Annotated in this window: 17 protein-coding genes; 15 read left to right on the top strand and 2 right to left on the bottom strand. The window is 47.3% G+C overall.

The annotated features are described in order from the left end of the window. Positions 1-104: 104 nt before the first annotated feature. A complete protein-coding gene (locus PLA01S_RS07070; RefSeq protein ID WP_307719752.1) occupies positions 105-770 on the top strand; it encodes an HAD family hydrolase in 666 nt (221 codons plus the stop codon). A 20-nt stretch (positions 771-790) separates the two neighbouring features. Next, the gene (locus tag PLA01S_RS31880; RefSeq protein ID WP_164817348.1) at positions 791-961 is read left to right on the top strand and encodes a hypothetical protein; all 171 of its coding nucleotides are present in this window, start codon (positions 791-793) and stop codon (positions 959-961) included. 132 nt (positions 962-1,093) lie between these two features. On the opposite strand, the gene PLA01S_RS07065 is transcribed toward PLA01S_RS31880, so the two are convergent. After that, positions 1,094-1,768, bottom strand: coding sequence for a TetR/AcrR family transcriptional regulator (locus PLA01S_RS07065; RefSeq protein WP_246059375.1), 675 nt, complete (start codon positions 1,766-1,768; stop codon positions 1,094-1,096). A gap of 74 nt (positions 1,769-1,842) precedes the next feature. Between PLA01S_RS07065 and PLA01S_RS07060 the strand changes: the two genes are divergently transcribed. The 4 genes from PLA01S_RS07060 (at position 1,843) to PLA01S_RS07045 (ending at position 4,230) form a co-directional block, all read left to right on the top strand. Next, a complete protein-coding gene (locus tag PLA01S_RS07060) occupies positions 1,843-2,277 on the top strand; it encodes a DUF6526 family protein (RefSeq protein WP_127591133.1) in 435 nt (144 codons plus the stop codon). Between the two features lie 35 nt (positions 2,278-2,312). Further along, complete coding sequence (locus tag PLA01S_RS07055) at positions 2,313-2,810, top strand: DUF6022 family protein (RefSeq protein WP_127591131.1); 498 nt, start codon at positions 2,313-2,315, stop codon at positions 2,808-2,810. Then, entirely contained in the window at positions 2,803-3,195 is a 393-nt protein-coding gene (locus PLA01S_RS07050) for a DUF6220 domain-containing protein (protein WP_127591129.1), read from the top strand. Before PLA01S_RS07055 ends, PLA01S_RS07050 begins: the two co-directional genes overlap by 8 nt. A 153-nt stretch (positions 3,196-3,348) precedes the next feature. After that, complete coding sequence (locus tag PLA01S_RS07045) at positions 3,349-4,230, top strand: HAD family hydrolase (RefSeq protein ID WP_127591716.1); 882 nt, start codon at positions 3,349-3,351, stop codon at positions 4,228-4,230. 18 nt (positions 4,231-4,248) lie between these two features. Here PLA01S_RS07045 and PLA01S_RS07040 read toward each other — a convergent pair whose 3' ends face one another. Further along, positions 4,249-5,115: a LysR family transcriptional regulator gene (locus tag PLA01S_RS07040; protein ID WP_127591127.1), complete on the bottom strand. Its 867-nt coding sequence runs from the start codon at positions 5,113-5,115 to the stop codon at positions 4,249-4,251. Between the two features lie 148 nt (positions 5,116-5,263). Between PLA01S_RS07040 and PLA01S_RS07035 the strand changes: the two genes are divergently transcribed. From PLA01S_RS07035 to PLA01S_RS06995, 9 genes are all read left to right on the top strand, one after another. Next, positions 5,264-5,611, top strand: coding sequence for a DMT family transporter (locus tag PLA01S_RS07035; RefSeq protein ID WP_127591125.1), 348 nt, complete (start codon positions 5,264-5,266; stop codon positions 5,609-5,611). Further along, the gene (locus PLA01S_RS07030) at positions 5,611-5,925 is read left to right on the top strand and encodes a DMT family transporter (RefSeq protein WP_127591123.1); all 315 of its coding nucleotides are present in this window, start codon (positions 5,611-5,613) and stop codon (positions 5,923-5,925) included. The genes PLA01S_RS07035 and PLA01S_RS07030 overlap by 1 nt, the downstream gene beginning before the upstream one ends. A gap of 144 nt (positions 5,926-6,069) precedes the next feature. Further along, positions 6,070-7,764, top strand: coding sequence for a M3 family oligoendopeptidase (locus PLA01S_RS07025; RefSeq protein ID WP_127591715.1), 1,695 nt, complete (start codon positions 6,070-6,072; stop codon positions 7,762-7,764). Between the two features lie 119 nt (positions 7,765-7,883). Then, positions 7,884-8,765 carry a GNAT family N-acetyltransferase gene (locus PLA01S_RS07020; RefSeq protein ID WP_127591121.1) on the top strand — a complete coding sequence of 294 codons (882 nt, stop codon included), beginning with the start codon at positions 7,884-7,886 and terminating at the stop codon, positions 8,763-8,765. A gap of 40 nt (positions 8,766-8,805) precedes the next feature. Continuing rightward, positions 8,806-9,354 carry an NUDIX hydrolase gene (locus PLA01S_RS07015; protein ID WP_127591119.1) on the top strand — a complete coding sequence of 183 codons (549 nt, stop codon included), beginning with the start codon at positions 8,806-8,808 and terminating at the stop codon, positions 9,352-9,354. Positions 9,355-9,386: 32 nt separating this feature from the next. Next, positions 9,387-10,019 carry a histidine phosphatase family protein gene (locus tag PLA01S_RS07010; RefSeq protein WP_127591117.1) on the top strand — a complete coding sequence of 211 codons (633 nt, stop codon included), beginning with the start codon at positions 9,387-9,389 and terminating at the stop codon, positions 10,017-10,019. A gap of 636 nt (positions 10,020-10,655) precedes the next feature. Further along, complete coding sequence (locus tag PLA01S_RS07005) at positions 10,656-11,618, top strand: phosphotransferase enzyme family protein (RefSeq protein ID WP_371860399.1); 963 nt, start codon at positions 10,656-10,658, stop codon at positions 11,616-11,618. Between the two features lie 39 nt (positions 11,619-11,657). After that, positions 11,658-11,867, top strand: coding sequence for a hypothetical protein (locus PLA01S_RS07000; protein ID WP_127591113.1), 210 nt, complete (start codon positions 11,658-11,660; stop codon positions 11,865-11,867). Positions 11,868-11,882: 15 nt separating this feature from the next. Further along, positions 11,883-12,575 carry a cyanophycinase gene (locus PLA01S_RS06995; protein ID WP_127591111.1) on the top strand — a complete coding sequence of 231 codons (693 nt, stop codon included), beginning with the start codon at positions 11,883-11,885 and terminating at the stop codon, positions 12,573-12,575. The last annotated feature ends 180 nt before the right edge of the window (positions 12,576-12,755 follow it).

Below are 12,755 nucleotides of genomic sequence, written 5' to 3'. Positions count from 1 at the left end.
TACCCTGGTCAGGCAAGCGTCACATCCTTGATCAGCATACCCAAATCTGGATTGCCTGACGGGGCAGCAATTCAAGGCATTTCCATGACTGGAGTTGATTAGATATCGCTTTTACGATAAAAGGCATTGTCTTTGATATGGATAATACGCTGCTGCATTCCACCATTGATTTTGGCGCAATGAAGAGGGACGTCTACGACTTTCTGTGCCATCACAGAATCTTGCCCCAAGGTCTGGCCATGGATACCCACACCACCTCAACCATCATTGCTGAAGCCATGAATACAGGGCTGCTGTCGGAAGATCTTCGTCACGCGATGTGGGAAATTGCCAAGGAACATGAGATGAGAGGGATGATGAGTGCGGTTCTTGAAGCGGGAGCAAGCGAGCTTGTTCAGCAATTGTATGGGCAGCTGCATCTGGCCATTGTGACGAATAATGCGGTGGAAGCAGCGGTGGCCGCACTGGAAGAGAACAAGATTGCGCATTATTTTGATCTCATTATTGGCAGGGAGGCCATGGGCTTGTTAAAGCCGGCACCCGATGGTTATATGGAGGTGTTGAAGCATTTCCCTCATACATCGCCGGAGGAATGGTTGTCTGTCGGAGATGCCTGGGTGGATGGCAAAGCCTCCGAGAGCGCAGGAATTTCTTTTATCTCCTATCGCGGGGACATCGCGAGAATGAACAGCATGGGTGTTTTTCCGTTTGCCGAGATTCAGCATATACAAGAAGTCGTAGGTTATCTTCAGCCGCGTATCACTAAATAAGTATCGGAGGTGCCATCCCTGTGCTGAGCTTTATAGCGGAGATTCCAGAAAGTTATGAAACAACCGGATATGTCGTAATGAATTTTGATACTGCCATCGAAATGATAAGGGCGATTGAAGGCCGCGAGGAAAGGATTGAGGTCATCCGCAGGGCCGGCATTCTGTCGGGAATGTTGGCCGAGGCAACGTGATGAGTTCTTAATTTATTTGTCTGCATCACCCAATTCACGCTGTACAGCTTCATGTTTCCACCTGAGGCAGGCAGTCCCTTACAGGGACTCTCATATGCTGCGATTCTTCTGTTACCACCCGTTGCTCTCCGGTCATTTATTCCCAATCCCTAAAAACAATGTATCCAACACCCGATGTACAAACTCATTCTGTTCTTCATCGGATAAAGGTCGGCCTAGAAAGTTTAATTGAAATGCATATTGGAAGCAGCTTCCAAGCAGCATGTCCGCAACGGATCTCGGTTTAACATGCTCCGATACTCTCCCAAGTCGCTGCTCCTCTAGCAAATAGGATTCAACTGCTTCATTTGCCCGGTGGGGGCCTTCATTCCGAGTGGTGAAACCTTCCCTATGTTGTGCTAACAGTCCTGGCTCAGAGAAGATGGAACTGATCAGAGGCATGGATTGATAGTAATCCGATAGGCCCGCACGAGCCACTTTTTCCAGATTACTACGTACTGTATCTTTTCCGATAAGATCTCTGAGAGATACGAGTGTCTGCATAAAATTTCGTAATTGTCCGCGTAAAATGTGAAGGTATAGATCGTCTTTGCTCTTAAAATGATTGTACAGCGAGCCTTCTGAACACCCGGCGGTTCTGGCGATTTCTTTCGTTGTTGCTTTGGCCAATCCATTTGTGCGAATGACTAGCTCCGCTGCATCGGCGATCTTGCTCTTTAAATCCAAAATAATCCCCTCGCTCTGTTGACTTTGTAATGGTTCCACTTGTATTATGAGTGTGCACTCACTCAAAGTCAAGGCATTCACCTTGGATGAGTTAGGAAACATTATATCCCGTAATGAGTGTGTGCTCACTCACAATAGAGAAAGGAGGTATTCCTATGAAAAATCAATCCTACAGCAACCATGAAAGACATGTACCTGCATTTCATTTTTTTCTTGTGCCGCTTAGCTTTGCTCTGGTTGCCGCAGCACTCGTTTATCTGTTTGTGACGAATATGCGTGGAATATCGTTATTTACGGCATTGCTTCTCATACTCATGTCATTTTCGGTGGTTATGACCTTATTTCTCATCCGGCAATTCGTATGTAAGGTGCAAGATCGCGTAATTCGAGCAGAAGAGAACCTAAGGCATTTTGTAATGACAGGGAGGCTCCCGGATCTAAATCTGACAATAGAACAAATCATTGCACTTCGATTTGCTGCGGATGATGAGTTTCTAATGCTGTGTGAGAAAGCTGTTAAGGAAAACTTATCATCCAAAAATATCAAGCTTGCTATCCGGAACTGGAGATCTGATCATCATCGTGTATAACTCACATATCCAAATTAAAAGGTGGAGGATAGATTATGATCTTAACAGAGCATTTAAACGAATCCATGATGAAGGCATTGGCTCATTACTGCCAGAGATATATGGATGATCAGTGGCAGAATGTATGGGAACAGAACCAGAACGAGCTTGAGCATATTTTCCAAAATAAAGGAGATTATGCTTACGGACTCTTTTGTTCCAAGCTATTCCGTCCATTGGAAGCAGAGGTATACGAAGCCGGTTTAACCCCTAAACCCGTAATGCCGGGTGCCTTTCCACAATCTGAGGAGCTTTGGGGGCCATGGGAAGAGAGGGAAAGACGATTTTGGAGCGTGATTCACTATGATAATGGAAGGGCGATAGGTACCTTAATCACGCGTTTTTTTCACGACCATACTACTTTTCGTATTCCTATCGTGCCGCAAATATATGCCATTCCTCAAACCGACGTAACAGCAATAAAAGAGGTGATTTCTCATTTGCAACCGGAAGCATGGGGATCTATAGGTTGGGGGGATGAGAGGTATGAATAACATAAACTTGGTTCGAGTTTCCCGTGCTTCGTTTATCGTGCTCACTTTGATATTCAGTGTTAGTGTTGCGCTTCAAGTTCTTATCGCCGGAATGGCACTGTTTGTGGATCCAGGAAGTTGGGCAGCCCATGTTAGCTTTGCAAGATATTTTGCCTTTGTACCACTCATCATGGCAATCATGGCATGGATAGGAGGACTTTCCCGACGATTACTTCGGAAAAGCATAGGTTTATTCGGTATGGTAATCGGGATGTTCCTAACAGCGGCATTCTCGTCTCAGATCGGATTTCTATCTGCACTTCACCCGGTCATTGCTTTAATGTTGTTTTGGGGTAGTGTTGACATGATCCGATCAGGTAAAGGATCTAAAATAAATGGGGATTGAAGCGAAATAAGCAATTAACCTTTACCATCTCTATCATAGAAGTTGTATAATCAGGAAGACGTCTAATTCATAATAATGACCCAGTCTTAGATAGAGCTGCTCTATGGCTGGGTTTTGTCACATACTGGACGGCGAAGGAGGCATTGCTTCTTGATGAAGAAAAGAGTATATATTACGGACCTGGATGGAACGCTTCTACGATCAGATCAGACACTTTCACCCTATACTAGGGATGTTATCTCGAATGCGCTGGAGCAGGACGTGGTTGTTACGTTTGCCACTGCCCGCGGCTATATTAGCGCTCAAAGCGTTGTCTCGGATATCCCGTGGAAATACCCCGTGATTCTCTATAACGGTGCTTTGATATATGACGGGTTGAATCAAAACGTAATGGATGGATATTGGCTGGAGCGGGATATCTCGAATGAAATTATCGGCGTTGGGAGGAAGTTTGGCATTACTCCCTTTTATTTTTCGCTTGATATGGATCAGCGGGAGCGTGTTCTGCATGAGACGCTGCGCAGAGAGGGGGAAATGTCCTTCTACGATAGCCGCCCCCATGATCCGAGATTCCTGGAAGTGAAGAACCTGAGCTGCCCGCCGGATTACCGGACTTTAGCTCTTACATACATTGGATTACATGAGGAATTGGAGCCGATTCGGCAAGAGGTCATGGCATTATACGGCGATGTGATTCACGCGCATATGATGCCGGATTACTACATTCGCAACCACTATTTCCTGGAATTCAGTCATGCCAAAGCAAACAAACGTGACGGGCTCCGATTATGGTCCTCCCATATGGGGATTGATCTGGAGAGCACGGTGGTCTTCGGCGACCACATCAATGATGTGGGGCTGTTTGAAGCCGGGGGCACCCGGATTGCGGTGCGAAACGCGCACGAGAGGATACTGCAGCTGGCTGACCATATTATCGACTCGAATGAGCTTGATGGTGTCGCCCATTATATCGAGCAGCAGATGGAACTATCGCGGAAGAATACCACCATATCCACCCTGGGAGGACAATTATGATGTTGAAAGCGTCACAGTTCATAAACCTTCCGTCTTATCGAAATTAACCTTAACCAGCTCGGTAAAAGCGGAAAATGCCTTGTTCCTGAACCGGTCGTTGCGCCGGATCAGGCTTGTCGAGGTATGCCGGAAGGCTTCCGGGATCGAGAAGCTGCCCATATTCGCAAATTCTCCGCTTAAGACGGAGGTGGGGAGCAGCGTAGCGGCAAGACCTGATCGTACGATGCCTAACTGGGTCTCTAACGATGAGACTTCGATCATATTGGTTAACGGAATTCCTTCGCTTAACAGCCATCTTTCGAGAAGGCTTCGAAACGGGCATCCCGCCGGAGCAACGGCCCATTTGGTCACCGCAAGATCGGGAAAGGGCTGTTCCTTCGATTGGGTCAGCAGTTTAACCTCGTCCTCCTCTACATAATCGGCAACCAGCTTCGGCGGAATGTTTCCTGTCACAAATGCACCGTCCAGCTGATAGTTTAATACTTGGGCAATCAGCTCCGAAGAGCTGCCGGTCAAGAGCGATAGCGTGACGTCCGGGTACATGGTTTGATAGTCCGACAAGGATTTAATGAAATGTCCGCAATGCACCGTATCCACGACGCCAATGGTCAGTGAACCACTTGGATAAGGCGTTTCCTGTACAGCCCGCACCGCTTCTTCAGACAGATTGAGAATGGAACATGCATAGTCCCGGAACATGCGCCCTTTTTCCGTCAAGGTCACTCCATTGGAGTGTCTGTTGAGCAAGGGAACCCCCAGCTCATTCTCGAGCTTTTTGACCCGGGCCGTAACATTAGACTGCACATACCCAAGTTGCTCCGCAGCGCGGGTGATATTCCCTTCATCGGCAATCCTCAGAAAAACCTTCAGATCGGTAAGCTCCATCTAAACCATCCTCTCTCTCCTCCAGACATCACTAAAAATGATGACCTCATTACTAATTATCATTATACGGTATGCCATTTTTAGATTACAATCACAACTACATCACAAACATTTTATATACAAATACGGAGCGGAAGGATGTTGGAGGATGAAAAAAGCATGGTGGCTCTTATTATTGGCGGGGGCACTGGAGGTTGTATGGGTATCCGGTTTGAAGCATTCCGATACCTGGTGGCAGTGGATCATTACCATCGCTTCGATTATATTCAGCTTCAAAGTTTTTCTGGACTCTGCGGCTAAACTTCCCATCGGTACGGTCTATGTGATTTTCACAGGACTCGGGACAGCCGGTACGGTGCTGGTGGAGATCCTCGTGTTTGGCGAGCAGGCGAATCCCATCAAGCTGCTGCTGATTGGCATGTTGGCTGCAGGGGTGTTGGGACTCAAACTGGTCACGAAAGATACGGATAATCAGGCGAAGGAGAGTGGTGCGTAATGGAATGGGTCGCTCTGATCGCCGCAGGGTTATGTGAAGTGTTGGGTGTGATCGCATTAAGAAGGGTGAGCCTGACTCGAAGCTTGGGCTCCTACATCTTTTTAGCCTGTTCGCTTGGTTCGAGTTTCCTGCTGCTGACGTACGCGATGGCCTTTATTTCCATGGGAACCGCTTATGCGATTTGGACGGGAATGGGGACGGCCGGCAGCACCCTGCTGGGGATGTTTGCGTTCGGAGAACCGAAGGAAGCGCGTCGGGTTTTCTTCATTGCTTTAATCCTGGCTTCAGCGATTGGTCTTAAGATCATCACGTAATCAATCGGGGTGTGTAGAATTTCATAGAAACTGTGAAGGATATTGTGATTAGCATATAGAATTTAGATATAGTTTGGTGTTTTGAATCCATGCGATCAGACGCCAGGATGTATTTTTTTATATGGGAGAGGACAGGTGTATCTTATGAAATTCAGCGAATATCGCTATGAACGCCCCGACGTTAAAGCTTTTGAGCAAAAGTTTAAGGAACAGCTTAGCGCCTTCACCTCCGCCAGCACGTATGAGGAGCAGGATGAGGCGATGACCCGCATTAACAAACTCCGCAGTGAGATGGATACCCTGGGTCAACTGGTGTACATCCGTCACTCGATTGATACGAACGACGAGTTCTATAAGGCAGAGCAGGATTTCTTCGACGAGAACGGACCGGTCATCCAGGAATACATAACGGATTATTATCGGGCCCTCGTGGATTCGAAATTCAGAGCCGAGCTTGAGAACAAATGGGGGCGGCAGCTGTTCCAGCTGGCAGAGCTCTCTCTCAAAACCTTCAGCCCTGAGATCATCGAGGATTTGCAGCAGGAGAATAAACTGACGACGGAATATTCGAAGCTGATCGCTTCTGCCAAAATTCAGTTCGAAGGTGAAGAGCGTACCTTGTCGCAATTGATTCCTTTCCAGCAATCGACGGACCGCAATATGCGTAAACGTGCAATGGAGGCGTCCAGCGGTTTCATGGCTGAGAACGAAGCAACCTTCGACCGTATCTATGATGATCTGGTTAAGGTGAGAACCAAAATTGCCAAGAAGCTTGGATTTAACAATTACGTAGAGCTTGGTTACGCTCGCATGGCCCGCACGGATTATAACGCGGAGATGGTCGCTAATTTCCGCAACCAGGTGCTGGAGCATATTGTTCCCGTTGCAACCAAGCTGAAAGAACGTCAGCAGAAACGAATCGATGTGGACCAACTGCTGTACTACGATGAGAATTTCTCATTCAAATCGGGGAATGCAACACCTAAGGGTGACCCGGATTGGATCGTAAACCATGGTGCGAAGATGTATGAAGAATTGTCTCCGGAAACTCACGAGTTCTTTACCTTCATGCAGGAGAACGGTCTCATGGATCTGGTTGCCAAAAAAGGCAAGCAGAGCGGCGGATACTGTACCTATATTAGCGAGTACGGCGCACCGTTTATTTTCTCCAACTTTAACGGGACGTCCGGTGATATTGATGTGCTGACGCACGAAGCCGGTCATGCGTTCCAAGTGTACGAGAGCAGAGGGTTCGAAGTACCGGAGTATGGATTTCCTACCTATGAGGCGTGTGAAATTCATTCCATGAGTATGGAATTCTTCACATGGCCGTGGATGGACCGCTTCTTCGAAGATGAGGCGGATAAATACCGCTTCGACCATCTCGCAAGCGGACTTATCTTCATTCCTTACGGGGTTACGGTTGATGAATTCCAGCACTTTGTTTATGAAAATCCGGATGCAACGCCGGCTGAACGGAAACAGGCATGGCGCGAGATTGAGCGGAAATATCTGCCGCACCGGAACTATGAAGATAATGCGTATCTGGAACAAGGCGGTTTCTGGCATAAACAAGGTCATATCTTTAATTCGCCGTTCTATTATATCGACTATACGCTGGCTCAAATCTGTGCATTCCAATTCTGGAAAAAGATGCATGAGGATCAATCCGCTGCATGGGCAGATTATCTGCACCTCTGCCGCCAAGGCGGAAGCAAGTCGTTCACCGAATTGGTGAAGGTGGCAGGTCTGATCTCCCCATTCGAGGATGGCTGTGTCACTTCCGTCATTGGCAGCATCGAGGCTTGGCTGGATAGCGTAGATGATGCAGCTCTTTAAACGTAAATAAGCATGGCTAAGACATGCAGGAGAACACGATGAGTACGTTACTCAGGTGTTCTTCCTGCATGTTTTTAAATATGCCTTACTCACTCATGGCTAATTAGGAGGATTTGAATATGATTACATACAAACCGTTAAGCGAGCTTCCGATACGGGAAGTATCGGAGCTCTGGAATCACTCATTTGAAGGATACATGGTGAACGCCTCGATGCCGCTGGACCGTTTCATTGCCCGTATCGGAAATGATGGTCTGTGCATGGAGAGATCCCTCGCTTGTTACATGGATGGCGTACCGGCGGGCATCGTCATGAACAGCTTTCGGGAGGAAGATGGCGTTAAGATTGCACGTAACGGCGGGACGGCGATAGCCCCCGATTTCCGGGGGAAGGGAATCGGCAAGAACATGATGGAGAAAAACGAAGAGCTGTACGTAGAACAAGGCGTCCGTCGTGCCTATTTAGAGGCGATCAGTACAAATGCGCCAGCGATTCGTCTCTACGAAAGCGTTGGATATCATATCATCGACCGGTTGCTCATCATGACGAATGAACAGCCTCCGGAGCAGCAAGATGCGAAGAATACCCGTTCACCGTATACGCTGGTCAGAGGCCTAGCAGCGGAGGCTGCATCGGTAGCCTTCTATCGATCCGGTGAAGTCTGGCAGACAGACGCTTCCAGTATCAAGGATGGCGAATGCGTTATTGTGTATGAAGGAGAAGAACAGGTGGGCTTTGGTTTGTTTAAGCGGGTGTTTGATGCCACAGGTAGTTTGGCAGCAATTACGCTGTTTCGCTGTGAGGCCGCTCCAGGACATCCGGATGCAGAAGCCGTGATGAAGACCGCGGTACTGGAGATGATACAACCCGGTTTTGCCTGCAAGCGATCCGCATTCAACATCCGGGATTCGCATAAGAAACTGGTGAACGTGCTGAAGGAGCTTGGATTTACGAGCTCGATGGAGCAGGTGCTTATGGTTCATGAATACAGCGCTACATAGGCTGCATGAATAATTGTAAAATTCGAAAGGAATTGCGTGTATGAGAAAAAACACGGATTTGAGCCTGTACCCGGCTCTCTCGAATGATATCCATTGGGGCGTAGTTCGAGCCAGGTTTGCCTTTGAGGAAGAAATCGAAGAATCGAAGGTCAGCAATGTCACCATTCTTCCATTTGACGGGGATCGCTGCATTATTTTTCAGGTAGCGGACGGAAGCTGGGAGCTTCCTGGAGGAACCCTGGAACCCGGGGAGTCCTATATGGATGGACTCAGACGGGAAGTGAGGGAGGAACTGGGTGCAGAACTTGAGTCGTATCGGGTCTTCGGCCAGTTTCGTTGTGAATCCAGCAGCAAGACCCCCTATCGGCCGCATATTCCCCATCCTCATTTTGTCAGATTGGTAGGTTACGGGGACGTACGCATCGTCGGAGAACCGCTAAATCCCGAAGATGGCGAGCAGGTCATCGCGGTAGAGGCGGTTGATTTGGAGGAAGCCGTTAAGCGATTTGAAGAGACCGGCAGGCAAGATATTGCGGACCTGTACAAGCTGGCTTATGCCATACGTCAAGAAGACCGTTTGATGAAATAGTCGATGACTCACGATGTTAGGGAGGAAAGATCATAAAAGAGACAACCACCATCTACCTCGTCAGACACGGACAGACCGAGTGGAATGTGTTGGACCGTTTTCAAGGACATATGGATTCGCCGCTGACGAAGCTGGGCATTCAGCAAGCGGAGTGGCTCGGCGAAGCCTTGCAGCATGACCCTATCGACCTCATCTACTCAAGTACCAGTAACAGAGCATTTCATACAGCCGAGATTATTAGAGGGAACCGAAATGTGTCGGTTACGGCTTGCGATGAATTCAAAGAAATTAATTTAGGCGTTTGGGAAGGACAGACACAGGAACGGATCGGCGAATTATATCCTCAGCAGCTGGAGCATTTCTGGAATCATCCGGAGCTGTTCGGCGTAGAGGGCAGCGAGACTTTTCATGAGGTCAGAGAACGTGCGGTTAACAAACTTGTCGATATTGTTGCTTCGAATCCAGGCGCCAGAATTTTGCTGGTCACGCATACCGTGGTGGTCAAGCTGTTAATGGCTCATTTTGAAGGGAGAAGCATGGACCGGCTGTGGGATCTGCCATATATCCACCCGACATGCCTAAGTAAGATCGAGCTGAGCGATGAGGTGCCTACTATTATCCTGCATGGGGATGTCAGTCATTACAGGGAAGAGCAGGGCGTGTGAGGTCTTGTCCATTAACACTGCCAGCACTAGTAAAGGAGATTTGTCTTGACTCTCTATCAATTTATTGCATCGGATTGCCAGCTCCCGGAGGTTAATCCGGGTGGATGTCGTTTTGTTGAAATGACCCTGCAGGAACATAGGAAATTAGGGTTTACGCTCAATGAAGAATTTCCCATTAAGTCCCCCCCGGATGACATTACTATAGTCCATGGATTTGATGATTCGGTTCAAGGAAAATTTCAGGTTGAATACTGTCCCCGGCCACCGTATTACTTAAAAGACTATACCAATAAAACGCACATCTACGAGATTGTAATCGATCATGATCCCAAGTATATCGAACAATTATGTCTATACCTAGAGAAGAGAAATCCTCTTGAGTCCTCCATAGAAATATGGTCTGTCTGGATTGGGGATGACCCGACGAAGATTATTTCTAAAAGGTTAAAGATTGACCACGTGACTATCTCTGATCTCCAAATGATTCGGAACGTCAATATTTGCCTGATTCTGGAGTGAGGTGTATCAACGTAGAAAGACTTATACCCGTGATCATAGGGAATGCGCTGCAGAAAAGAGGTGTAAACACTGGACCACTTATTTCAGGAGCTGTTGCAGCATTATTTTCATGGCCCAGTGCATTCGATCGAGACTGTGCCATTCGGCATGACGAATGACTCCCGAATTGTCGTAATGAACCAAAAGAGATACGTCGCAAGAATATACAATCGTCATACGAAGAGTGAAGATAGATTGCGGTTTGAGGTTGAATTAACAGCTTATCTAGAGCGCTGTTCCTTATCGTTTGATGTCCCATGTTTCGTCTCCAGTAAGGATAATGCGAAGTACGTGGTTCTGTCGGACGGTTCCCTGGGCTCCCTGACACGGTTTATCGAAGGAGAGCTCCCTGATCTATCCAGAATTCCTGATGTGCTTAGTTATGGGCGGACAGTTGGGGAAGTATCATATGCTCTTCAGCAATTCGAATCAGATTCCGTTGATGTGGTTTGTCCTGCGATTGCGTTCCATGATTTTTACAATCTCCATTCTCTATCAGTTGAGACGAAAATTAATGAGTTTTTGGCATACCCTCCTTTTGAAATTGATGCCGAACAGATAGCTGTATTGCAAGGATACTATGAATCAGGATTTAACCATGTAGCTGAACTGAATGTACTGCCTAAGCAAATGGTCCATCATGATATTTTAGTTTTTAATCTCTTGATCGATCCCCAGTCCAGGGAAATGAGCGGTGTGTTGGATTTTGATTTTGCGGCTATGGACATCCGGATATGGGAAATATCCATCTGTCTGAACCATCTTCTTCAGCATGAGGACCAGACCTTAATGAAGGTCGAGTTGTTTTTAGATGAATATCGAAAATATATGAGGTTAACCCTTGCAGAGATTCAGTGGATCCCCTACATTATGCAGTTATACTATGTTTCATTATTAAGCATCTATATCGGACAGCATTTGGCCGGAAGGAACATTGCCTCCTATTTCCACCTGATGTTGAAGCAACTTCTGATCAGAAGAGAATGGATGGAACGGAACCAACATGAATTTGTTGAGTTGTTGTATTCGAAATGTTTATGAATGTGTCACGCAAACAACTTCTAGGATGTGAACAATGCTGTGAGATTACCTTATAAAATAGGATATGCCGTGACGTTGGTATGGCTGGTTTGGATTGTATACGGGTATGTGAATTACGATGCTATGGCAGACCGCGGCCAGGTCTCCATCGTCCTGCTGAGTGCCGTGATTGGCATGATCCTGCTTCCGATTTATTTTATATCCGTGCTGCTGTTCTATGTTTACAAACGAGGTCCGAAAAAGAAGTAGTAAGGGGGCGTTATCTTGAGGGATCGATATCTATATTTGCTCGGAGGACATTCCTTTCAAGCAGAGGCCAATAGACAATTTATAGAGCAAGCCGGCGGTTCCAACGCCAGAATCGCATTATGCATCATGAACAGACCGGGCTGGGAGGGATATGTTCCCCTTTTTCAGCAGATGTGGAAAGAATCGGGTGCCGAGGATATGCAGGTGATCGTCCCAGATGAGGATGGAAAGCTGGACATGGAACATGCCGAACAGGTGTTGTCACAGGCTACGGGAATATTTATTGGCGGTGGCAACACGGAGAAATACCAGCACTATTACGCAACAGGTCCTTTTAAAGAGCTGTTAATTGATCGTTACGGGAACGGTGTTCCAATTGCGGGGAATTCGGCAGGCGCCTTGATTCTTCCGGAGATCTGCCTCATATCGCCGCTGGATAATGAACAAAGCGTAATGCTGTTTAAGCAAGGGGTAGGCTTACTTTCGAATGTATTGATTAGCGTTCATTATACGGAGTGGAGCGACCAGTCCAATTTGCTGGAAGGGATGAGAACTAAGAAGGTGAAGCGCGGGATCGGCATCGATGAGCAGGCCTGCGCCGTTTTTATCAATGGACAGCTGGCGTATTCTTTGGGGGAATCCGTCCATGAAGTCATCTTCGAGGATGTTGACCTGGACCCATATACGATGACGAAGGAGACATCATGAATGATGTCTTCAGAATGTCGAGAAACCCTGTCCTTTTTCGAAAGGATCAGGGTTTCTTCACGTAATTGTGTATATGTTGTTCGAAAAAATAGGAGGTTAACAGAGATTACCCCTGTTTGTTTAGGCGATCCAGGTGGATCGCCATCTTCTTCATGTTTTGCACGGTTGCCGTCATCAGGG

Origin of the sequence: Paenibacillus lautus NBRC 15380, from assembly GCF_004000945.1 — a bacterium.
Lineage (GTDB): Bacteria > Bacillota > Bacilli > Paenibacillales > Paenibacillaceae > Paenibacillus_AQ > Paenibacillus_AQ lautus.
Note: the sequence above shows the minus strand (reverse complement) of the source record. Positions and strands in the feature narration are given on the sequence as shown.

Bases quoted from the DNA above. Each gene is read 5' to 3' on its own strand.
- PLA01S_RS07060 (WP_127591133.1), top strand. From the start codon at position 1,843: ATGAAAAATCAATCCTACAGCAACCATGAAAGACATGTACCTGCATTT.
- PLA01S_RS07055 (WP_127591131.1), top strand. From the start codon at position 2,313: ATGATCTTAACAGAGCATTTAAACGAATCCATGATGAAGGCATTGGCT.
- PLA01S_RS07050 (WP_127591129.1), top strand. From the start codon at position 2,803: ATGAATAACATAAACTTGGTTCGAGTTTCCCGTGCTTCGTTTATCGTG.
- PLA01S_RS07045 (WP_127591716.1), top strand. From the start codon at position 3,349: ATGAAGAAAAGAGTATATATTACGGACCTGGATGGAACGCTTCTACGA.
- PLA01S_RS07040 (WP_127591127.1), bottom strand. From the start codon at position 5,115: ATGGAGCTTACCGATCTGAAGGTTTTTCTGAGGATTGCCGATGAAGGG.
- PLA01S_RS07035 (WP_127591125.1), top strand. From the start codon at position 5,264: ATGAAAAAAGCATGGTGGCTCTTATTATTGGCGGGGGCACTGGAGGTT.
- PLA01S_RS07030 (WP_127591123.1), top strand. From the start codon at position 5,611: ATGGAATGGGTCGCTCTGATCGCCGCAGGGTTATGTGAAGTGTTGGGT.
- PLA01S_RS07025 (WP_127591715.1), top strand. From the start codon at position 6,070: ATGAAATTCAGCGAATATCGCTATGAACGCCCCGACGTTAAAGCTTTT.
- PLA01S_RS07020 (WP_127591121.1), top strand. From the start codon at position 7,884: ATGATTACATACAAACCGTTAAGCGAGCTTCCGATACGGGAAGTATCG.
- PLA01S_RS07015 (WP_127591119.1), top strand. From the start codon at position 8,806: ATGAGAAAAAACACGGATTTGAGCCTGTACCCGGCTCTCTCGAATGAT.